This is a genomic window from Shimia sagamensis, assembly GCF_900182745.1.
Classification (GTDB): domain Bacteria; phylum Pseudomonadota; class Alphaproteobacteria; order Rhodobacterales; family Rhodobacteraceae; genus Shimia; species Shimia sagamensis.
This window is the reverse complement of record NZ_FXTY01000003.1, coordinates 358,979-382,548: the sequence shown is the minus strand read 5'-3', so window position 1 is coordinate 382,548 and position 23,570 is coordinate 358,979. Positions and strand designations below refer to the sequence as shown.

Genomic DNA, 23,570 nt, shown 5'->3' with positions numbered 1-23,570 from the left:
GCTGCTGCCTCCTGCGTATCGTTGGCCTACTTGTTGGCGGCCTTATAGTTGGAATGCGCGGTCTTTTTCAAATCCGGGCATCACGGGGGCTCCTGCGTTGAAAGCAAAAGTCCAGTTGATGTCACCATCAAGTTTATAACCGACGCGCACAACCCCCAAAGCGCCTTCCACAAACAGAGCGGCAATTCGGCCACCCTCTTTGAGCTGCGCCAACAGGCCCTCCGGCAGTTGTTCAACACCACCTTGCAATAGAATGACGTCGTAGGGGCCATGCTCGGCTGCACCGTCGACCAGAGCTCCGTGATGCACCACCGCATTGTCAGCGCCTTGCTCACTCAGCGCGCTCTGCGCCTCAGACGCGCGCGCCTCGTCATCTTCAACAGAGATCACGGCCTCGGCCATCCGCGCAATCACCGCAGAGGAATAGCCCAGGCCTACCCCCACATCGAGCACCAGCTCATCTCGTTGAATATCCAGCGCGTCCAGCATCTTTGCCAACGTGCGCGCATCCAACACCACCCGCCCGGTGTCCAAGGTCACGCAGGTGTCGACATACGCCGCGTCGCGCTGGCTGTTTGGCACAAAGGCCTCACGCGGCACATTGAGCATAGCCTCAATGACAGTGAACTTGGTCACATCCGATGGACGGATTTGTGTATCAACCATTGTGGTGCGGAGGGTGGCATAGTCGGTCATCGATTTCTCATGTGCTCAGACTCGTGTTGCGTTCTCATGCCACAACCGAGCGTCCGCAGCAACGGTACGCCCCTGTGTTTTCGAATGAATGTGACAACTCTGCGCACCTTCGCGCCAAACCGCAATGCCCACAAAGGGCAACTGCCCGCACGTCATCACGCCCTCCAACAAAAAAATGCCCTCAAAAAGGGGCTTGCACCTCGCCAAGATTCAGACCATTTATGCGCCCACTCTGAAGCATCACTTCAGAGCACCACGGATGGCGAGTTGGCGGAGTGGTGACGCAGCGGATTGCAAATCCGTGTACACCGGTTCGATTCCGGTACTCGCCTCCACCTCTCCTCCACACAGCTGCCTTTCGTCAGCCCAATGTCGCGTCCAGCCACTGTAACATGCATACCACTGCGCGAATTTTTTGCAGTAAATGCCGCACTGTTAACCTTCAATTAACCTTGCAATCTGGCACAGCCCCACTCATCTTCCGGCTGACCAGAATGGCAAAAAATCACCCAAACTAAATTAGATGCCCGCGCAATAGCGGGCAGACCAAATATTTGTGCAATTAGCTAACAATCAGGTTCCCCATGCCAATTGAAAACCTCTCTTCCCCGCCACTGAACGCCCCAGCGCCCGACATTGGCCAAAGCCCTGCCACCGCGCGGATGGTCGATGTAGGCGAAACTGTCAGCAGCACGTTTGAACGGTTTGACGAGGACATGTTCGGTGTCACTCTGGAAGCCGGAAAAATCTACGAGTTTAACTTCGACTATGCGCCAGGCTCCGGTCACACAGTTGAAGACTACTACACATTCCGCATTGAGATGGCGCGGTATGAGTATAACGACGACACAGGCACATACACAGGTGTCCAAATCTATGGAGATGACTACAGCAATGCCACGCTGCCACTGAAAATTGATGTTACCGGTACCTTCTTCATCAAAGGTTGGCACAGTTCTTCCGGTGTCGAGGAACCCGTCGACTACACCTTCACCGTGAACGAAGTGATTGATCGTGACGGTGGCTCGATAGCAGATGCAACCTCCATCAGCGTCGGTGACCAAATGGATGGCGACCTCGACTATTCTGGCGATGTTGACATGTTTGAGGTGGATCTCGAAGCGGGCAAAAGGTACGCTGTCAACATTACTTTGGGTGATGGCAGCGGGAAGGACTACATCCCCGCCAAAATCCTGGATGATCAAGGCAACGTTGTTGCGGACTTCAACCTCAACACGCCGGATATACTAGTGTTCACCCCATCTGAGGGCGGTACATACTACCTGTCTATGGAGCACATCTGGGGGTCACGTCTACGGGAGCCGTCGCGCAGCCACCTGGGCGAATACGAATTCCAGATTGTCGAAGTAGAAGAAATCGTAGGCACCGGCACCGACGATCGCATCACTGGCACCAATAGTGATGACACTATCCGTGCAGCGGGTGGCAACGACAAAGTTTACTCACTCAAAGGCAACGATGTCGTGCACTTGGGGGCCGGCAATGATTATGTCCGCGCTGGCGGCGGCCGCGAGGAATTTCATGGCGGAAGCGGCCGCGACTCCCTTAGCTACTATGAAAGCTCCAAAGGCGTGACCATCAACTTGGCGACCAACGCTGTATCACGCGGATGGGCCTCCAACGACGTCATCAGCGGGTTTGAAAACGTCTCCGGCTCCCGCATTGGGCATGACAAAATCTTCGGCACGGACGGGGCCAATACCATCCGCACCTACGGCGGCAACGACAAGGTCTATGCCGGCGGCGGCACCGACAAGGTCTATCTCGGCGCAGGCAACGACTATGTCCGGGTCGGCGGCGGCCGCGAAGAATTCCACGGCGGCAGCGGCCGCGACACCATCAGCTATTATGACAGCAAAACCGGTGTGAACATCAACCTAACGACCAACGCAGTCTCAGGGTCCTGGGCAACAAACGACATCATCAGCGGCTTCGAAAACGTCTCCGGCTCCAAAAACGGGTCTGATACGATCCGAGGCACCTCCGGCGCCAACATCATCAAAACTTACGGCGGCGATGACACAATCTCTGCCCGGGACGGCAATGACACAATCTACGGCGGCGACGGCAACGACAAAATCATTGCGGGTAGTGGCAACGACAAGGTCTATGGCGGCAGCGGCAACGACTACGTCTCCCTTGGAGACGGCGACGACTATGTCAAAGCGGGTGGCGGCCGGGAACGCTTAGATGGCGGCTCTGGCAACGACTACATCAGCTATTATGACAGCACGGGCGGAATTTGGATCGATCTGGAAGCGGACAGAGTATCAGGCGCCTGGGGTAGCAACGATAGCATTAAGAATTTCGAAAGCGCCTCTGGGTCCAACAAAGGGGCGGATACAATGTATGGGACCTCCGGGTCCAACGTCTTGAAAGGCTACGGCGGCAATGACAAGCTCTACGGTCGCAGCGGCAGCGACAGACTCGATGGCGGATCAGGCAACGACAGGCTCGACGGTGGCAGCGGATACGACACGCTTTATGGTGGCACAGGCAACGACACCTTGTTTGGCGGATCCTCCAGCGACAGGCTATTCGGAGGCAGTGGCAGCGACCGCTTGTTTGGCGGTAGCTCTAGCGATAACCTCCGCGGCGAAAGTGGCAACGACTTTCTCGACGGCGGATCCGGAGACGACCTGCTTTATGGTGGTTCGGGTGCGGACGTGTTCCACTTCAATTTGGGTGATGGCAACGACACTATCTCCGACTTCCAAGATGGCATCGACAAAATTGAAGCTGACGGTTTCAGGGATCTGGATGGTGATGGCAACTATGCAAGATTGTGGCGCGTTGGTTTTTACACCGTGGAAGTCCGCTTTGATAATGGCCAAACACTTACCATCGAGAACATCTTCTATGGGCTCATTGGCAACGACGACTTCATCCAACTTTAGTGCGAACCCAGCGCTGAGCCGAAAAAACGGGCGGCCTCTTTTGAGGGCCGCCCGATTTTACGTTGGACAGCCTTCACGCCACGCCCCAACCGGGCTGTGGCACCTCTTCTTGCAAGGCAACCAAAGCAAGTGTCTTGGTGACACATGTGAAAAATATAGCTGCGTTAACCAGCTATTTACCTTGAATTCTAGGACACCGATAATCATCCTAGGCGCGATCTTTTGAATTGAAATTCTCCAAAAAGAAAATTCGCTCTGCAAACGGGCGCACATCATTTGAAACCCTAAACTGACCTTGGTTCTGCATGACGTTAGAAAACGCTTTGTCCAGCCCGCTCAACGCCCCTGAACCCGACATTGGCGACACGCCAGCAACTGCACGCATCGTCGATGTGGGCGAGACGGTCACCAGCGCATTTGACCGGTGGGACACAGACGTGATTGGGGTGACTCTAGAGGCCGGAAAAATTTACGAGTTTGCCTTCGCATATGCGCCCGGGTCCGGTCTAAACGCCGAAGACCACGACACCCTCCGCTCCTACATTAGTAGGTTTGAGTATGACGCGGACAGGGATAGGTATCTTAATTGGGGAAGCATCGGCGACAACAACGGCTACTACAATCATCTGCCGCAAAGAATTGAAACGGCCGGCACCTACTTCATCAATTTTCGCCACCGTGCACCCGATGACGTTGAGTACACCTTCACGATCAACGAGGTGACCGACCCTGAGGGTAACACAATAGCAGAGGCAACCTCCGTCAATCTTGCGGAATCAACGGTGGGCAGCCTCGACTACGACGGCGATGCCGACATGTTTGAGGTAACGCTCGAAGACGGCAAGCGATACGCTATCAATATTACACTGGGTGACGGACGGGGCGAGGAATACATCCCGCTCAAGATCTTGGATGATCAAGGCAACGTTGTTGCGGATTTCAATCTCAAATCCCCTGACATACTCGCGTTCACGCCATCCGAAGGCGGCACCTACTACCTGTTTTTGGAACACTCTGGGGTCGAAAATTTACGGAACCAGACCATAAGCTATAGCCACCTGGGCGAATACGACTTCCAAATCATTGAGACTGAAGACATCCTGGGCGCTGACACAGACGATCGTATCATCGGCACCAACGGTGATGATGTCATTCGCGCGGCGGGTGGCAACGACAAAGTCTTTTCACGCAAGGGCAACGACGTCGTGCATTTGGGAAGCGGCAATGATTACGTCCGCGCGGGTGGCGGCCGCGAGGAGTTCCACGGCGGCAGCGGTCATGACACCATCAGCTACTATAACAGCTCCAAAGGCGTGACCATCAACTTGGCAACAAACGCGGCATCCCGCGGTTGGGCAACCAACGATGCCATCAGCGGCTTTGAAAGTGTGACCGGCTCCCGCATTGGACACGACAAAATCTATGGCACATCCGGGGCCAACACCATCAAGACGTTCGGCGGCAATGACAAGATCTACGCCGGCGATGGCAACGACACCATCTATGCGGGTGACGGCAATGACAAAGTCTATGGCGGCAAAGGAAACGACACAATTTTCCTGGGCGACGGCAACGACTACGTACGGGTCGCCGGTGGTCGCGAAGAGTTCCACGGCGGCGAAGGTAATGACACCATCAGCTACTACGACAGCAAAACCGGTGTGAACATCAATCTGCAGACCCACGCGGTCTCGGGGTCCTGGGCAACAAACGACATCATCAGTGGCTTTGAAAACGTCACTGGCTCCAAAAACGGGTCTGACAGGGTAATTGGAACTAGGGCAGCCAATCTCATCAAAACCCACGGCGGGAATGACACAATCTCCTCGGAAGACGGCAATGACACAATCTACGGCGGCGACGGCAACGACAAAATCATTGCTGGTGACGGCGATGACAAAGTCTACGGCGGCAAAGGCAACGACTACATCTCGCTTGGGTTTGGCAACGACTACGTCAAGGCTGGTGGCGGCCGGGAGCGTTTTGACGGCGGATTCGGCAACGATTACATCAGCTACTTCGACAGCCCCACCGGCGTGGATATTGATCTAGACAACAACAGTGTTTCCGGTGGCTGGAGCGCCAACGACACCATCAAAAACTTTGAAGGCGCATCCGGATCCAATCGCGGACACGACGAGATCGGAGGCAACGATTTTTCGAATCTGCTTCGGGGCAACGGGGGTAATGACACGCTGTATGGCGCCCGCGGAACCGACCAGCTTTATGGCGGCAGCGGCAACGACGAACTATACGGTGGCAGCGACAACGACGTCCTTTTCGGAGGCACGGGAAAGGACATCCTTGACGGCGGGGACGGCAACGACACTCTGACAGGTGGCACAGGGGCGGATGTCTTCCAATTCCGCCACTGGGATGGCAACGACACCATCACCGACTTTAAAGATGACGCAGATACACTTGAACTATACGGCTTCAGAGACACAGACGGCGACGGGCAAATTGCCCTGATCTACGGCTTCGACTCGCGCCCTGGTATCGAGATCCGTTTTGACAATGGGCAATCATTGTTCATCGAAACTCTCTATCACTGGCAAATTGGGGACGACGTGGTGCAATTGTGATTGACCCCAGAAACAAAAACCAAAACAGGCGGCCTGTTCCCAAGGCCGCCCGTTTCGCGCCTGCTTGATCTCACGCCACGTCCTGGCCGGGCTTGCGCGCAACGTCTCGCGCGGTGTCCCCGTATAGCCTCGACACTTTATCCCGCACAGACATCCCCAACACCCCGGGGAACAGCACATCAATTTCCGCCCGCGCCTCAGCATTCATCGCCTGCAGAGCCATTGGCCCCGGATAGAGGCTCTCGCTGGGGCAGCCGTTGGAGAACACAATCTGGTGGCGCTCAAACATCATGTGGAAATAGGTTACCCTCTGTTTGCCTGAGGCCACTCGTGTGCCCTTCACAAACCGATGCAAATGGGTCGCCCGCACCAAAATATCGCTGCCCGGCAGCAATACGCCGTGCTGTGGTGACACCAGCAGTGGACGATCGACATCCAGCACACCCGCATTGATATGGATAGGCTGCAATTTCGGCTGCGCGCTCAACTGATGACCCGACAGAGATGTGCTGCCAATCCACACAATTGGCTGCGGTCCATTGTCCATTGTGGTGACCATGTCACCCGGTTTCAGGCTCTCGATCGGGCGCTCGCCCTGCGGCGTCAAAATCATAGTTCCAGTGGTGAAGCACACGACCCCGGTGTTATCCGCCGTCAGCTCCACATTTCCTGTGAAACTCAGACTGCCATCGCCAAACTGCGTGTTGTCGGAATAATCCACCGTGTTGCCCTTGGCATTAAGCGTGTTGGATTGGTTGAGCACACCGTCGTCCGCCAAGTCGGCGCGCAGCTCATCCATATGATCGTAATGCCCGCTTAGGTCGACAAAATCGTTGTTGTCGCTGTCCCCATCACGCAGCGCACCAGAGTTGCCAGAGTTGAAGTCTGAAATCGTGTCATTGCCACCGCTGACCACAAAGACGTCGTCCCCAGTGCCACCATGGAGCTTGTCGTCACCCTCACCGCCGTCCAACGTGTCTTGGCCGTCTTCCCCGAAAATTGTATCGTCGCCCCCTTCGCCATAGACAACGTCGTCCCCTTCACCGGCGTAAATAGTGTCGTCGCCACCATCTTCATCCGCGATGGCATCCCATCGGTCCGATATCAGATAGTTATTGTCGCTGAAAACGCTGTCTAGGGAGATCGACTGGATGGGCTTGCTCGACAACAACTCCATGTCGTCGTTGTTGGAATACTCCGGCGCCAAATAAAAGTCGCCATCAACCGTCTGAAAAACAACGGCCGTAAATGTGCCAGTTGATCCATCGTCAAACGTCACTGTCGCTTGATAGCCGGCATTGTTGTCCAACACTTGGTCCACGCCGTCAATTTTCATCTCGGACACAGCGCCAGACGCCATCTCGCTGTTTTCGTCTACGCCACCGTCGCCGTCAAAGTCGTTGATATCAACACGGACGGTTTGCCCCGAAATGGGAGTGTCTGACGAGCCATAACTGCCCAAAAGACTGGCCGCATTGTGGGAGTAACCGCTGGATTCATCTCCATCTAAATCGGTGCCATTGCCCAGGAAATACGCATTCCAGCTGGAATGGATCTGCCATTCTTCGCCCGGATTACTATCAGCGTCGCCGTAAATGGTGTCGTTCCCTGAACCACCAGAAAGGAAATCCCCATTACCGCCACCTTCGAGAGAGTCGTCGCCAGTGCCCCCATAAACAACATCCGCCCCATCACCCGCGATAATGGTGTCATTGTCCGACATCCCGTAGAGGGTGTCCTGACCTGCACCACCGAGAACCAGGTCGTTACCTTCTTCAGCCGTCACCACGTCGTTGCCCGCGCCACCGTCCACTGTGTCATCACCACCTCCGGCGTTCACAGTGTCATCTCCTCCTGCAGCGTTTATACTGTCTGCACCTTCAGTTACCCGGTCGCCGGCGGTGTCTGTAAACCCAACGGATATATCGTCCCCGCTGTCCGTCCCGTCAACAACACCATCTTCGACGATATAGTCTCCATCCACCCGGTCGCTGATCATGTCATCGCCAGCAGTGGCAACGCTATTGAGTGTCAGAGACTGGATCGCCTGGGACTCGAGCGCGTATTGGTCATTGTTGTTGGTATACTCTGGCGCCAGAAAGGTTTGCCCATCTGTGGACTGGAACACCACCGCTGTAATGTTGGCTGTGGTGCCATCTGTATAAGTGATCGTTGCATTGTATTCGACCAGACTATCAAAGGTCAGAGGCGTACCGCCATCAATTTGGAACTGATCGTTACCTTCATTATTGTTGATGTAATACTCTTCGTAATCCGACCCGTATTGGCTCATTGTGGCGACATTGCCGGACAGAGGTGCATCAGCCTCGCCAATTACCGCCCCAACCAAACTTTCGGCGTTTTCAGCAGAATAGTCCCCTTCAATTGGATCGAGATCTGCAAAGACGCCGAGATAAAAAACATCAAAAGTTGTGGCCATGACCGAGGCTCCAGAAACAAGTGGAGTCTCGATCTAAGAAATGCGGATTAAATCAATGCCAAGATTGTTGTCGGGCCTCGTAACAAAACAATTTCAAAATTTTACAAATTTGAGATTGGGAGACAAAGGAAAATCGCCCTCACGCGCCGCGCTTACGCCGCGCCTTCTACAGGTGGATCACCGGCCTCAATTAGATCTGTCGCACGCGCATCCAGTAGACGTTGCTGAAACTGAACCATCCACTCAATCAGCGCGGCTTTCCGGATCGGCTTGGTCAGGAAGTCATCCATACCCGCATCCAAACAAGCTCGCATCTCTTCATCAAAAGCATGGGCTGTCAAAGCAACAATGGACGGCTGGGGAATCTCCAGACCACGAATTTCCCGCGTCGCTTCCAGCCCGCTCATGCGGGGCATGGACATGTCCATAAACACAAGATCAGGCACAAAACTCTGCACCTGTTCCACCGCTTCGACACCATCGTTGGCAAAGGCCAAGTCGATGGGTTGATCCGCCAGGTATTTCTTCAACAGGAACCGGTTGGTCTTATTGTCTTCCGCCACCAGCACCCGTAGCCCCGGGACAAGCGTCAGAGGAACGCCCTGCGCGACCTTGCCGGGGGCCTCATAAGACAGATCCGCCTCGTCGTAGGGGACTTCCATGCGGAAGCTGGCACCTTCACCCTCTTCAGAGTGTACCGAAATGGCGCCCCCCATCACATCCAGTATGTGTTTGGAAATCGAGAGACCCAATCCCGTGCCGCCAAATTTGCGCGTGGTTGCGGCTTCGGCCTGGGTGAAATGATCAAAGATATGGGCCTGGTTTTCCCTCGAAATGCCGATCCCAGTGTCTGTGACCTCAACGATCAACCGCTTGCCCTGCGCATCCACTTCATGGCCCAGCTTCAAGTATACCCCACCCTCTTCGGTGAACTTGATGGCGTTGCCAACAATATTGGTGACCACCTGCCGCAACCGGCCATCATCAGCTTTGATGAACTCCGGCGCTGTGCTGTCCACATGACATGTAAGCTCCAAACCCTTGCTGCGCGCCGCAGGTGTCAACAGATCAAGTGTTTCCTGAACACAGGCACGCGGCGCAAAACTCACCGGATGTAGTTCCATCCGGCCCGCGTCCAGTTTGGACAAATCCAGAATATCGTTGATAATCGCCATAAGCGCCTGTGACGACCCGCGGATCGTGTCGGCGTAGCGCTCTTGCTCCGAATCTAACGTCGTCTCGGACAATAGATCGGCCATTCCTATCACCCCTGTCAGCGGTGTCCTGATCTCGTGGCTCATATTGGCCAAGAACTCGGATTTGGCCCGCGCGCCCTCTTCAGCGGCCTGACGGGCTTTGCCCATTTGCTCCGCCAATTTGCGTGATTCCGTCACGTCCCGCTCGATCGAGACAAAAAACTCCGGTTCCCCATCAAGCCCCCGAATAGGGAATAGGTTCACGTCCAACCAAATCTTGCGTCCATCGCGAGTGACGTTTTGCACTTCACCGCGAAACGGCTGGCCAGCTTCCACAGCCAGATCAATGGTGTTGATCGCTTTCAGCGCATGATCCGCGCCGGTCAGCAAATCAGCAATGATCGATCCTTTGGCCTCCGCAAATGAAAACCCGGTGACCCGCGTAAAGGCATCGTTGACCCAGACTATGCGCCTCTCCCGGTCGGTAATGATCACACTGTCATTGGCATGCCGCGCCACAAGTGACAGTTGCTGCAACTCGGTCTGATGCCGGTCCATACGGGCATACATGAGCTTCATCTCGGACTTCTGTCGCTCCAAATCCTGGGTGATCCGAAAATTGCTCATACCTGACTTGGTGAAGGCCAAGAACATATACAACATGCAGAATACCAGCATGGTGCCGGCAACATCCATCATGACAAACGGCGTCCAGCTTTTGGCCCAGAGTGCCTGTAGTCCCACGTAGATGAACGGTGCCATGAGGTAGAAAGACAATCGCGTGAATGCCGCCGCCGGGTTCTTGGGCAGCACAATCGCCGCGTTCACCGCGCCCAGCCCCAAAGCACCAATCACAAACAGAATATTGGCTTCGTCACCGAGCTTGAAATAGTAGACCGACACGCCAGCCACCACGCTCATACCCTGCAACGCGCTGGTCAACGTTGCGCATCTTTGCCCCCGCTGCAAGCTGCCCACCAAAGCCTCCCGCCGCACGAAGGTTCGCAACAGAAGGCAATCAACTGTATCCCCAGCCAACAGAATGAAAAGGCTCAGTAAAACCGGGAGCAACTCTACGGCATAGTAGCCAATCGAACACCCAATAAAGTATAGCGCAAGGCGTACTGGCAGCCGCCGAACCCGTTCATCCGCATAAGCCAGCAACAGCTTCCGCCGTGCGCGAATCTCAGATTCCTGCGCTGATGGCCCCGCGATCGGGCTAAATACTGTTGAGGCATGGTTCATAGGTTGGTCTGGTTAGGGTTTCGCTTTCGCGTGAAGTAAAGCCCTCAAAAGGTTAACATTCGCTAACAACATGCACGTTGCGTTTGGCAGGCAGAGACCCCGAAGGTTCCTCCGTCCCCAGATTAGCTATGCTTGCGACCGGTATGACCGGGTTTGCAACCAATTCAGCCGCTTTACGACCGGAGGCCTCTGGCTCTAACCGCTCCTCTGCTTAGTCTTTGTCTTACTCGTGGCGCCTCGGCGACTCGCCTCCAAGCATCCACAAGACACAGGAGAAAGGCGGCTTAGCCTTTCAAAACACAGCCAAAAACCACAACTCCGACTCTCATTTCGCCCATTCTAGGCGTCGTCGCGCGGACTATGGACCAGACCAATTCATCGCGCAACAGTTACAAAAATCACCAAAACACCGCCTTGAGGCTGGATTTAGCTGTGCTTGTGTAAGACCAATTCAAAGCCCTCGTTGGCACTTGGTATCTCAAAGTACGACGCCAAATGATCAAATTGGTCCATCGTAAGTTGAAATGGATGTGTCCCGTTTTGGTTTCGCGCCATCGCCCGATTGCGACAAATGTCCTGCGGTACATCAAGGTAATGAAGTCGCGCACGCACGCCGGCTTGCCGCGCCAGCTCACCCAACCAGTGCCGCGTAGAAAGCGTGTTGGCCGGGAAATCCATCACCACCGTTTGCCTGGCCTGCAAAAGCGCCACCACATGTGGCCCCATGGCGTGACGCAATCGCGCGGAGTAGCGCACGTAATCCGCCAGGCTGTGCAGCTCATCTGTAAAAAGCGCGGACAGCCACTGGTCTTCGGAAATCACCACGCCTCCCGTTTCAGAGGCCAAGCACCTAGCCAAAGTGGATTTACCGGAAGCGGCCAATCCGCACATCAAATGAAGGGTAGGAGACGGAACAGACATGGGACACCCCTGTCAGAAAATGGAAATGCGTGACGACAACTGCCCCGGCCTGACCCTTCAGACCGGGTAGATAATGCTGCAAACACGCAGTGCCACATATGTCTCTGGTACAAATTCCATGCCATTGCCTAGACAGATCGCATCACTCTGTCCAGTCGCAAGAGGCACGGGGCCGCTTATCACAAGCAGCTTAGTTTTCTGCCGGCGACAACCGGCTGGACAGCAAATCACCGGTTTCGGCCAAAATCGGGTACCCCACCATCGCAAAGGACGTGTTTACCTGTTTTAGAACACGTAGCGTTTCCTGATGGATATTGCTGGTTTCAATGCTCTCAGACAGCCCCTCATGCAAACGCCGCAGATGCTTGCGCTGCAACTTCTGCTCCACGCCTCGCACCTTCTCCTTCTGCGCCACCAACTCGCGCGCATCATCCGGCTGCCCGGCCATCATCACGCTCAGCGCCAGTTGCACATTGGCCAATACGCGATCATGGAAATCACAAATTTCCTGACGCCCCTCCGCTGAGAAATTCAACCCTTCCAGATCCATCCGCCGTGCCAGCTCCACCAGATTGCGTGCCAATACGTCAGACGCCGCTTCTAGATTGGCCGCCAGCAACGACAATTCCATCGCGCCTGTTACGGTTTCCTCATCCAGCTCATGCCGGTTTAGCTCAGCCAGATAGAGCTTAATCTCCTGATGCGTCTTTCGCACCGCTGCATCATTGGTCCGGATCGCCTCGGCACTCACATCGCTCCACGTGTCAAACAACCGTTGCCCCGCAATCAGCATCGTTTCCACCCGTTCGCCCATACGCATCATTTCACGCGACGCATTGGCCAACGCCCGTGATGGCGTGTCCAGCGCACTTGGGTCCAATGCAGAAACAACCGCCGTTTCGTCTGCCACAGGCGTCACCACAAACCTGCCGGCCAGCCGCGCAATCACCTCAACAAACGGCAAGGCCAAGGCACAAAGCACTGCATTAAACACCAAATGCAAGTTGATGGTCTGCGTCGCTGCCGTCTCGCCCAGCCACGTCAGATCCACCTCGACAAACCGCAAGCCCAACACAACCGCCGCTGCGCCACCACCGCGCAGCACCAAGTTCGCCACAACGATACGTCGCGCTTCCGGCTCCGCCGCCAGTGTCAGCACATAGGCAATCATCGCCCCGCCAAGGTTGGCCCCCAGCACCATCGCCATGGCTGCCTCTGTCGGCAACGCGCCTTGCGCCACCAAGGTCACAAACAGCAACACCGCTGCCACGCTGGAATGCACCATCCAAGCAAAAATCGCGCCAATCACAAAGGCCGCAAACAGGTCCGCGCCCAAATAGGACAACATCCGCAACGCAGCTTCGCTTTCCATCACCGGCGCAGTGGCCGCCCGCAGCATGTCCAACGACACAAAGATCAGCGCCAAGCCAATCAGGATGCGTCCAGTCTGCCGCACCCTTCTCTGCTGTCCTCGCAAGAACAGTGCGGTCCCCAGCACCAAGAGCAAGGGGATCAACCACGTCTGCCGCACCAACAGAACCTGCGCCACCAGCGCTGAGCCCACATCTGCGCCCAAGATAATCGCCAGCCCAACTGGCACGGCCACCGCACCATTGGCAGCAAAGTTGGACACCAGCATTGCGACGGCAGTGGAGCTTTGCAGCAACATCGACACCACCAGGCCAGCACCTGCCGCCAGGCCCCGGTTTTTTGACGAGCGCCGCAACCAAAGCCTGAGCTGCACCGAAAAGGCCCGCTCCATTCCCGTGCGCACCAATCGCACCGCCCAAATCAATAGCGCCGCAGCACCTGCAATGTTAATCAGGAATAGGAGCATAATATGTGTCTTCGTCCACTTCTTCTTATTGGGTCGGGTCTGCGTTGGGACATGGCATTGTCCCATACCGCAAAGCCGCCTGCCCGCTCTAAGTGGGCATCATCCAACATAAATGCCCGCTTTGCGAGATCACGTACGGTCACAAACCGGCACCTTGCGCGCCAAGACCGGCCCGCGCCTGATGGTGATAGCTGGTTATTCGGCCACCATCTGAGCCACATCTTCGCTCCAGACCAGTCCACGCTCGAGCAACACACGTTGCGCTCGCCCTGGATAGTCCGTGACAATACCATCCACACCGGCCTCAATCACACGGTGCATGTCATCCACTTCATTCACGGTCCAGGTTGACACCAGCAAGCCCAACTCATGCGCCTGCGCCACCGACTCCGGCGTTACATCCGCATAAAAAGGACACCACATTTGGCCACCGGCCTCTGCCACTGCCTGTGGAACAGGCATGCCCAAGCTTGCAAAATCGGGCGCAACAGATCGGGAAGAGTCTTCGCCAAGTTCTCCTGCATTCTCTGGCAATTTGGTCAGGAAGGATCGCGGCATATCTGGTGCGATGCGTCCACACACCTCAAGCAAGTTCCAATCAAAGCTGTGCAAGACCGTACGTTGCTCCAGCCCCCGCGCCCGCACGGCATTGACCGCTTCAGACACCAAAGTTTCTGCGGCGAGATTGTCCCCTGCAAACTCCGGATCGGATTTCATTTCCAACAGAAACAACATCTCTGCGCCCTGCGGTGTAAGCGCCGTATCCAACAGATCACCCAATGTTGGCACGCGAATTCCGGACATAAACACCTGATCCGGAAAGCGTTGCCCATACACAGTGCGCCCGTCCAATCCGCCTACGTCGTAAGACTGAAGCTGTGACAGTGGCATTTCTGACACTTTGAGCTCTTCGCCCTCAAGCCATCTGCCATCCGCCCCACGCGTCGCCGCGTTCAACAGGTGATGGTTGTGGGTTACAACCGGCACATGATCCTGCGTCAACACAACATCAAACTCCAGCGCCACAACGCCAGATCTCACCGTGAACTCAAACCCCTCAAGTGTGTTCTCCGGCATCACACCGCGCGCACCCCGATGCCCAATCAGTCGGACCAATCCGGGCGCACCGCGAAAACCATTTAACTGAGGAAACTGCATCATGCGTCGATCCGCTTGCCTGAAGTCGCGTCAAAAATGTGCAAATCTTCGGCTGCCGCCGTGAAGCTCATCAAAGTGCCAGCTTGCGCCGTCACATGCCCCGCCGCACTGGCGACAAACTCGGTATCAGAGCCTTCGAGCAGCCCATGGATCAGCGTGTTGGCACCAAGCTGCTCAACCATCTGTACCGTTATCCGGATCTCACCGGTGTCATCCTGGACCAGATGTTCTGGCCGTACGCCAAGCGTCACCTTGCCACTGGCCTGTGTCCCACCGGTCAGCGTCGCACCATTGGCCAGCGCCAAGGTGCCGCCACTGGCCTCTACAGGCAGGAAATTCATCGATGGGCTGCCAATAAAGCCTGCGACAAACACTGTGGCCGGACGGTCATAAAGCTCAATTGGTGTGCCAAATTGCTCCACGTAGCCACCGTTCAGCACCATCAACCGGTCACCCAGCGTCATGGCTTCCACCTGATCATGGGTCACATAGATCGAGGTCACGCCCAGACGTTGCTGCAGCTTGCGAATTTCAAGGCGCATCTGCACCCGCAGCTTGGCGTCGAGGTTGGACAGTGGCTCATCAAACAGAAACACCTGCGGATTGCGCACAATCGCGCGCCCCATGGCAACACGCTGACGTTGACCACCGGACAACTGGCGGGGCTTGCGGTCCAGATACGCACCAATCTCCAAAATCTCCGCCGCCTCTTGCACGCGACGGTCAATTTCATCTTTGGAAATTTTGCGGATTTTCAGGCCATAGGCCATATTCTCACGCACCGACATATGCGGGTAGAGCGCGTAGTTCTGGAACACCATCGCAATGTCGCGATCGGCTGGCTCCAGCTTGTTGACCACTTTGTCACCAATGCTGATCTCGCCAGAGGTCACAGTCTCCAGGCCAGCGACCATGCGCAACAAGGTGGATTTACCGCAGCCCGACGGGCCCACGATGACGATCAATTCGCCATCTTGGATCTCGCCCTCGACATGGTGCAGGACTTCGACATCGCCATAGGTTTTGACAAGGTCTTTGAGTGAAATGGATGCCATTCTCAGGATCCCCGTTATTTATCAGTTTCAGTGAGGCCCTGCACAAAGAGCCTTTGCATGCCAACAACCACAAACACCGGCGGAATCATCGCCAGCAGAGCGGTCATCATGATGATATTCCACTGCGGCGATTGCTCGGCCGCCTCCAGCATCTGTTTGATGCTCATCACAATGGTGGTCATGTCTGTGTCGGTGGTGATCAGGAGCGGCCAGAGGTATTGGTTCCAGCCGTAGATGAAGAGGATCACAAACAGCGCGGCAATATTGGTCCGGCTGAGCGGGATCAGGATATCCCAGAAAAACCGCAGCGGCCCCGCCCCATCAATACGCGCACTTTCCAGCATCTCGTCCGGAATGGTCAGGAAAACCTGCCGGAACATAAATGTGGCCGTCGCAGACGCAATCAGCGGGATCGACAGGCCCCAATAGCTGTTGAGCATGCCTAGATTTGCCACCACCTCAAAGGTCGGCAAAATCCGCACTTCCACCGGCAACATCAGGGTGATGAAGATCATCCAGAAAAAACCCATACGGAATGGGAACTTGAAGTACACAATCGCAAAGGCCGAGAGCAGCGAAATCGCGATCTTGCCAAAGGCAATCATCAAAGCCATCGCCATCGAGTTCAACAGCATCCGCCACACCGGCGCGCCTTCAGACCCGGAGAGCCCAGCGCCAAACAGCGTTTGTTTGAAGTTCTCAAAGAAATGCGTGCCCGGCAGCATCGGGATCGGCGCCTGCGTCATACGCACCGCATCATGGGTGCTGGCCACAAAGGTGATCCAGATGGGCAGCGCCACCATAATCACACCAAGGATCAGCACGAGGTGGGAAACGATCCCAAGGATACGACGATTCTCAACCATCAGTATTCCACCTTTCTTTCGACATAGCGGAACTGAACCACCGTCATTGCGATCACGAGGATCATCAAGATCACCGACTGTGCCGCCGACCCACCAAGGTCGAGACCAACAAAGCCGTCATTAAACACCTTGTAGACAAGGATCGTGGTGCTGTTGGCCGGGCCACCTTGGGTCACAGCGTGGATGATGCCAAAGGTGTCAAAGAAGGCGTAAACCGCGTTGATCACCAGCAGGAAGAAGGTGGTGGGGGAGATCAGCGGGAAGATATGATCCCAGAACCGGCGCACCGGCCCCGCGCCATCAATCGCCGCCGCTTCGATCAGCGAGCGCGGGATCGACTGCATCGCCGCAAGGTAGAACAAGAAGTTATAGGCAATCTGTTTCCACGCCGCGGCAAAAATCACCAGCGTCATCGCTTGGCCGCCATTAAGGTAGTGGTTCCAGTCAATGCCAATGAATTCAAGGATATAGGGGAATATGCCCAACGTCGGATTGAACATAAACACCCAAAGCGCACCGGCCAAAACCGGCGCCACCGCATAAGGCCAGATCAAGAGCGTGCGATAGGTTGTGGCCCCCCGCACCACGCGGTCAGCAAAGGCCGCAAGGATCAGCGCGGAGCCCATCGACAGCACAGCCACAGCGGCAGAGAACAAAATCGTGCGCCAGAAGGTCTCTAGATACAGCGAGTCTTCAAATAGAATCTGGAAGTTCTCAAACCAGACAAACTCAGAAGACAATCCAAAGGCGTCTTCGATCAGAAAAGATTGATACACTGCCTGGCTTGCGGGCCAGATAAAGAAGATCAGCGTGATGATAATCTGCGGCGCAACCAACAGGTAGGGCAAGGCAGATGTGGGGAAGTGGACGCGTTTGAGCATGCGGCCCTCAGATAAGGGTGGGTCGTTTAGACAGAAACACGCCCGGCAAACACATAAGGTCCGCCGGGCGCAGGAGAGGGTCGTTTATTTGGCGGAACGCTCAAACTTGCGCAGCAACGCGTTGCCACGCTCGGCGGCAGCATCGAGAGCTTCCTGAGCGGTCTTGTCACCGGCCCACAGCGCTTCCATCTCTTCGTTGATCACGTCGCGCACCTGCACGAAGTTACCAAAGCGGATGCCGCGGGAGTTGGCGGTCGGGGTGTTCAGGCTCAGCTGTTTGATCGCTGTGTCTGTGCCCGGGTTGCTGTCATAGAAACCCTGATCCTTGGACAATTCCCAAGCCGCGGTTGTGATTGGCACATAACCAGTTTCCTGGTGCCACCACGCCTGCACTTCTGCGGAGGACAGGTAGGTCATGAACTGCGCCAGACCTTTGTACTCTTCAGATTCGTGACCAGCCAGCGCCCACAGGGTTGCACCACCAATGATGGAGTTCTGCGGCGCATCTGCCGCAGCCGTATCCAGCGGCAGCATGGTCTGACCAAACTCAAACTCAGCCTGAGATTTGATCGAGCCGTAATATGCGGAGGAGTTCATCCACATGCCGCACTCACCGTTGGTGAACATCGGCAGGGAGTCGCCGCGGCGACCGCCATATTTGAACAGGTTGCCTTCAGACATCGCAGCCACGTCATCCAGACGCGCGGCCAGCTTGTCGTTGTTGCTGAAGGTGAACTCGGTGTCGAAACCGGCAAAACCGTTTTCTTTGGTGCCCATTTCCATGTTGTGCCAGGAGGAGTAGTTTTCCAGCATCACCCAGGACTGCCAACCAAAGCTGACGCCACAATCCATGCCATTGTCGACCAGCGCCTGGGAGGCTGTTTTCACGTCATCCCAAGTTGTTGGTGCCTCAACGCCGGCTGCTTTCAGCGCGTCTGCGTTGTACCACAAAACCGGCGTAGAGCTGTTGAACGGCATCGACAGCAGTTCGCCTTCCGGCGTCTGATAGTAAGAAATCACCGCTGGCAGATAGTCGCCTTTGTCAAAGCTCTCGCCGGCGTCTTTCATCATCTGCTCAACCGGATAGATCGCGCCTTTGGCGGCCATCATGGTTGCGGTGCCCACTTCGAACACCTGAACCAGATGCGGGTGCTCTTTGGCGCGGAATGCCGCCACGGCTGCAGTCATGGTTTCAGTGTAGTTGCCTTTGTAAGACGGCACGATTTTGTACTCAGACTGGCTGGCGTTGAAATCCGCCGCAATCTTGTCCACGCGCTCGCCGTTGGTGCCGCCCATGGCGTGCCACCAGTTGATTTCGGTTTGTGCTGAGGCCACGCCAGCGGTCATACCGGCAGCCAATGCACCAAACAAAACTGTTTTGAAATGAGTCACAGAAATTCCTCCATCTGCTGTGCTGCGGGGATCATTTAAAAGTTTAGACCATAATGCAAGTGAAGTTTTTATAACAAATCTCATAACTTTATGTTATAGTTTGACCAAAGAGTTAACATGCCGCGCTGCGGCTAACGCGAGATAAGCCATTGAAATTCCAGTTAAGACAACTTGAAGCCTTCCGCGCCGTGGCCGAGACCGGCAATATGACCAAAGCCGCCAAACGCATGGGCGTTTCACAACCAGCGGTAAGCCGATTGCTCTCGGATTTCTCCCAGTCGGCCGGAATCGAACTGTTCACCCGCCACCGAGGCGTGCTCGAACCAACCAGCGACTCGCGCTACCTTCTGGCGGAGGTGCAGCGCATCCTTGATGGGCTTGAACACCTGGACGATCTGCGCCGAGATCTCGTCGAACGCACCGGCGGGCACGTCCGCATTGCCTGCCTTCCTGGCTTTGCCATCAGTCACCTGCCGGGCGTTTTGGTCAACTTCCTCAAGGAGCGCCCGAACGTCACCGTAACTCTGGAACCGGACCGACCAGAGCGCATTTTGGAATGGATCATTGGAGAACAATACGACTGCGGTATCACTGACGGATTTCTCGGACACCCAGCCACCCGCAGTCAGGATTTGCATATCAAGTCCTCCTGCATCCTCCCCCCGGACCATCCCCTTGCCGAACGGGAGTACATCACCCCCCGCGATCTTGCCGACGAGCGCTTGATCCACACCCGCCGCGACAGCCGGTTTTTTCAACATCTCTCACGTGCGTTCTCTGAGGACGGGGTGGAAATCAACAGCTTGATCGAGGTCCGCCAATTCACCACGGCCTGCACCATGGTAGCCCAGGGCATGGGCGCCTCTGTGGTCAGCGCGCTCGACGCCGAGGCCTTCCGCGCCACCGGCATCGTGATCCGCCCATTTAAGCCAGAACTCTTCCACCGCCTTTCGATCCTGCAACCGGCCTCCGGCCCCACGTCGCCGGTGGTGCTGGACTTCGTGGATGCATTTATCGAAAGCCTGCAGCCCTATGTGGCTTCTGCCAAAGAGGCCGAACGCTCTTAACAACAAAGGCCGGTGACTTATGCCGCCGGCCGTACTCTGCAAACAAAAAACCTGCCAGCTGTCCTTCCAGTTCGCGAATCCTGTCCTGAAGGCGCTGGAACTGATCCTCCACCTCGGCCCATGAATAACGTGGTGTTATGTGCTGCGGGCAGTTCCCACCCTCAATTCCCAAAGGCCACGCCCTTCTGGACTTTGCCGGTCGCGGGCTGAGTTAAATGGCTCCGGAGCTGGAAGTGAATTAAGCGCACCAAGCAAACGCAAGTGCACACAGCACAGCGCGGCTGAATCCGCGGGAAACACTTCAATTCTGAAGGCTGGGTTTGTCACTATTTTGTAAGGAAGATAGTGGCGCTCTGGGGAGGATTCGAACCCCCGACCCCCTGATTCGTAGTCAGGTACTCTATCCAGCTGAGCTACCAGAGCGCGGTATGTGGGGCGGTTTAATGTGAACCCACAGGGGGCGCAAGTGCAAAATCAAAGAAAAATCAGATTACCGCAACTTCCCCTTTCGGGAGGCATATTTCAAAGGTGGTTCCGGTCGTTCCGGTCTCCGAAAGGGTCAGCATTCCTCCGTGGCCGCGCACCAATTCTTGCGAAATCGCCAGCCCCAAACCGGACCCACCTTTGCGAATCCCACCTTGGAACGGCTGATACAGGTGCTCTTGGGCCTTGGGTGGCAACCCCGGTCCGGTATCTCTCACCGTGATCAGCCAGGCGTCGTCATTTTCGGTCGCACTCACAGCGATTTCCCCCGGCTGACCGCTGGCCACAATCGCCTGCCGCGCGTTGCGCACCAGATTGCTCACCACCCGATACATTTGTTCCGGATCAGCCCGCACCGTCAGCCCTGCCGGAATGTCCTCACCAAAACTCAGGTCAAACTCCTCTACCGCCAGCCGTTCGGAGGCAATCACATCCGCCACCATCTCGCTCAACGCAAACCGCGTGAGCGTGGGCGCCGGCTCCTCCGCCTTACCAAAGGCCAATGTGCTTTCACAGAGATGCACCGCGCGGGTGATCGAATTCACCAACTTGGGCGCGAGACGCCGCACCAACGGGTCTTCACTGCTTTCAATGCGATCCGTGAACAGTTGGGCTGAGGTCAGGATGTTGCGCAGATCATGGCTCACCTTGGCCACCGCACTGCCCAGTTGTGCCAACCGCTCGCGCTGCTTCAGCGAGGCGGTCAATTCCGTCTGCAAGGCCAACAGCGCCTCTTCCGCTTCCCGCAATTCGGTCACACCCGCCTGCGGCTTGATCAAACTGCGCGCATCTTCCGGGGCGGCGGCATAGGTCTGCATATAACCAACCACGCCCTTGATAGGCCGCACCAGAATCGCCCGCACCGCCAAAAACAGCAAAAACGCCGTGACCACAGAGATCACGGCTGACAGCGCCAAAATGCGCACCCCATAGTCGATCATCGACATGCGCAGCTCTTCGGTGTCCATTGTCACCTCGATCAGCAGCCCCGCATCTTGCACCGGTGCACCGATCACCCGCACCACGCGGTTCTGGCTGTCCAATAGCTGCATCACCGCGTCTTTGATCAACACGCCAGCACTGGCCCCGCGCATGTCGTAGGTCGCGCTGATCGGCTCTGGAATTGGCGAACTCAGGATCAACTGCCGCATCTCGTCACGCCGCAGCACCACGTTATAAACACCGGCGTTTTTGAGCAGCTCTTCTTCCAGCTCCATATCGATCATATCATCGGCAAGTAACGCCAGCGACGCAATCTGCGCCCGCTCTAGGCGCAGCAGCAGATAATCCTCACGATAGCGCGCAATAGACGGCACAAAGATCAGGATTTCCGCGAGCATCACAAAGATGACCGTCAGGATCAGGAACCGACCTGAGAGCGTGTTGAGCATGTTTCGCGACCGTTCTGGTTACGGCAGCCAGCGTTGCACCAAGCCAACCACCCGTTTCACCTTAGGATTATCAAACAGTTGGGGAGAGAAATAGGCCCCTGCAACCCGCTTGTTAATTTCTCCCACCGTTGGGTAAGGCGACACCATGCCAGCAACCGCGCTCATCTTCAGCTTATTGGCAATGACCAGCGACCACAGGTTAACAAGTTCCCCCGCCTGCGGCCCCACAATTGACACGCCAACAGGCCGTCCTTTCACCACCATCGCTTTGATCAGCCCATAGGCATTGCGCTCAGCAATCAGCCGGTCGTTGTGATGGCTCTCAAACCGCGTCACGGTGAGCTTGTCGCCATATTGCGCCCGCGCCTCTGCCTCGGTTAATCCAACCTGCGCCAGCTCTGGGTCTGTGTAGGTCGCATAAGGAATGTGATCTGTGCGCGCCTTCGCCGGCAGTCCAAACAACATCGAGCGGATGATCATCCCCGCCTGATAGCCTGCCACATGGGTAAACTGAGCGCCCCCCGCGACATCGCCAATCGCATAAACCTTCTTATTGGATGTCTTCAGCGAGGCGTCCACGGTGATGCCTGCCTTATGGGTCTCAATACCCGCTGCTTCCAGATTGAGGCGCCCCATATTGGCCTTGCGTCCCACAGCCACCAACAGATGGGACCCGCCAAAGCTGCGCCCATCCTGCGCCTCCACAGTGATCACGCCGTCTTTTTGCGTCACCGCCTTTGCCATCGCATCTTCGGCAATCTCCACGCCTTCACCGCGCAGCCGCTCCAGCACAATCGCCGCCATCTCCGGATCATCGCGCCCCAGCGCCTTGGCGCCTTCGATCACCGTGACCTTGATGCCCAACCGCACATGCGCCTGCGCCATCTCCATACCAATGGGACCGCCCCCAATGATCAACAGATGCTCCGGCGTCTCTGTCATCTCAAACAGCGTTTCATTGGTCAGGTAGTCGACCTGATCCAAACCGGGAATCGGCGGCACCAGCGGACTGGACCCTGTGGCAATCACCACCCGCCGTGCCGTGATTTGATGATCCCCGGCCTGCACCACCGACGGGCTGATGAAATGCCCGTATTCCTGAATGACCCGCACGCCAAAGCCTTCAAACCGCTCCACGCTGTCCATCGGTTCGATCTGCGATATCACATCGGCCACATGCGCCTTGGCCGCCGCATAGTCCACCTGCGGCACCTGATCGGACACGCCAAACGCATTTGCCTTGGTCTGCTGATGCGCCATCTTGGCACTCGCCAACAACGCTTTGCTCGGCACACAGCCAAAGTTCAGGCAATCGCCGCCCATCTTATGGCCCTCAAGCAGCACCACGCGCGCGCCCATTTGCGCCGCACCCGCCGCCACAGACAACCCACCAGAGCCAGCCCCGATGACCAGCACATCCGTCTTGATCTGTTCCATGA

At 56.1% G+C, this 23,570-nt stretch carries 15 protein-coding genes and 2 tRNA genes; 4 read left to right on the top strand and 13 right to left on the bottom strand.

Going from position 1 to position 23,570, the window contains the following annotated elements; genetic code table 11:
- Positions 1–42: 42 nt before the first annotated feature.
- Positions 43–696 carry a protein-L-isoaspartate O-methyltransferase family protein gene (locus QOL67_RS10035; RefSeq protein WP_283425827.1) on the bottom strand — a complete coding sequence of 218 codons (654 nt, stop codon included), beginning with the start codon at positions 694–696 and terminating at the stop codon, positions 43–45.
- Positions 697–957: 261 nt separating this feature from the next.
- On the opposite strand from QOL67_RS10035, the gene QOL67_RS10030 reads away from it, so the two are divergent.
- The 3 genes from QOL67_RS10030 (at position 958) to QOL67_RS10020 (ending at position 6,199) form a co-directional block, all read left to right on the top strand.
- Positions 958–1,031 (top strand) — tRNA-Cys (locus QOL67_RS10030).
- Positions 1,032–1,280: 249 nt separating this feature from the next.
- A complete protein-coding gene (locus QOL67_RS10025; protein ID WP_283425826.1) occupies positions 1,281–3,614 on the top strand; it encodes a calcium-binding protein in 2,334 nt (777 codons plus the stop codon).
- Between the two features lie 305 nt (positions 3,615–3,919).
- Positions 3,920–6,199: a calcium-binding protein gene (locus tag QOL67_RS10020; protein ID WP_283425825.1), complete on the top strand. Its 2,280-nt coding sequence runs from the start codon at positions 3,920–3,922 to the stop codon at positions 6,197–6,199.
- A gap of 70 nt (positions 6,200–6,269) precedes the next feature.
- Here QOL67_RS10020 and QOL67_RS10015 read toward each other — a convergent pair whose 3' ends face one another.
- The 9 genes from QOL67_RS10015 to ugpB form a co-directional block, all read right to left on the bottom strand.
- Positions 6,270–8,639 (bottom strand): Hint domain-containing protein, encoded by a 2,370-nt coding sequence (locus QOL67_RS10015; RefSeq protein WP_283425824.1) that lies wholly within the window; start codon positions 8,637–8,639, stop codon positions 6,270–6,272.
- A 152-nt stretch (positions 8,640–8,791) separates the two neighbouring features.
- Entirely contained in the window at positions 8,792–11,080 is a 2,289-nt protein-coding gene (locus QOL67_RS10010) for a hybrid sensor histidine kinase/response regulator (protein ID WP_283425823.1), read from the bottom strand.
- Between the two features lie 426 nt (positions 11,081–11,506).
- Positions 11,507–12,001 (bottom strand): P-loop nucleotide/nucleoside kinase family protein, encoded by a 495-nt coding sequence (locus tag QOL67_RS10005; RefSeq protein WP_283425822.1) that lies wholly within the window; start codon positions 11,999–12,001, stop codon positions 11,507–11,509.
- 190 nt (positions 12,002–12,191) lie between these two features.
- Positions 12,192–13,838 carry a Na/Pi cotransporter family protein gene (locus tag QOL67_RS10000; protein WP_283425821.1) on the bottom strand — a complete coding sequence of 549 codons (1,647 nt, stop codon included), beginning with the start codon at positions 13,836–13,838 and terminating at the stop codon, positions 12,192–12,194.
- A gap of 195 nt (positions 13,839–14,033) precedes the next feature.
- Positions 14,034–14,999, bottom strand: coding sequence for a glycerophosphodiester phosphodiesterase family protein (locus QOL67_RS09995; RefSeq protein ID WP_283425820.1), 966 nt, complete (start codon positions 14,997–14,999; stop codon positions 14,034–14,036).
- Positions 14,996–16,051 carry a sn-glycerol-3-phosphate import ATP-binding protein UgpC gene (locus QOL67_RS09990; RefSeq protein ID WP_283425819.1) on the bottom strand — a complete coding sequence of 352 codons (1,056 nt, stop codon included), beginning with the start codon at positions 16,049–16,051 and terminating at the stop codon, positions 14,996–14,998. Before QOL67_RS09990 ends, QOL67_RS09995 begins: the two co-directional genes overlap by 4 nt.
- Before the next feature lie 14 nt (positions 16,052–16,065).
- Positions 16,066–16,917: a sn-glycerol-3-phosphate ABC transporter permease UgpE gene (ugpE, locus tag QOL67_RS09985; protein WP_283425818.1), complete on the bottom strand. Its 852-nt coding sequence runs from the start codon at positions 16,915–16,917 to the stop codon at positions 16,066–16,068.
- Entirely contained in the window at positions 16,917–17,798 is an 882-nt protein-coding gene (gene ugpA, locus QOL67_RS09980; RefSeq protein ID WP_283425817.1) for a sn-glycerol-3-phosphate ABC transporter permease UgpA, read from the bottom strand. The genes ugpE and ugpA overlap by 1 nt, the downstream gene beginning before the upstream one ends.
- 84 nt (positions 17,799–17,882) lie before the next feature.
- Entirely contained in the window at positions 17,883–19,190 is a 1,308-nt protein-coding gene (gene ugpB, locus QOL67_RS09975; protein WP_430458946.1) for a sn-glycerol-3-phosphate ABC transporter substrate-binding protein UgpB, read from the bottom strand.
- Between the two features lie 149 nt (positions 19,191–19,339).
- Here ugpB and QOL67_RS09970 point away from each other — a divergent pair, with 149 nt between their 5' ends.
- On the top strand, positions 19,340–20,257 hold the full coding sequence (locus QOL67_RS09970; RefSeq protein ID WP_283425816.1) for a LysR substrate-binding domain-containing protein: 918 nt from the start codon (positions 19,340–19,342) through the stop codon (positions 20,255–20,257).
- Between the two features lie 346 nt (positions 20,258–20,603).
- Here QOL67_RS09970 and QOL67_RS09965 read toward each other — a convergent pair.
- The 3 genes from QOL67_RS09965 to QOL67_RS09955 form a co-directional block, all read right to left on the bottom strand.
- Positions 20,604–20,680: transfer RNA gene (locus QOL67_RS09965), tRNA-Arg, on the bottom strand.
- 62 nt (positions 20,681–20,742) lie between these two features.
- Positions 20,743–22,131 carry a sensor histidine kinase gene (locus tag QOL67_RS09960; protein WP_283425815.1) on the bottom strand — a complete coding sequence of 463 codons (1,389 nt, stop codon included), beginning with the start codon at positions 22,129–22,131 and terminating at the stop codon, positions 20,743–20,745.
- Between the two features lie 18 nt (positions 22,132–22,149).
- A complete protein-coding gene (locus tag QOL67_RS09955) occupies positions 22,150–23,568 on the bottom strand; it encodes a dihydrolipoyl dehydrogenase family protein (RefSeq protein ID WP_283425814.1) in 1,419 nt (472 codons plus the stop codon).
- Positions 23,569–23,570: the final 2 nt, after the last annotated feature.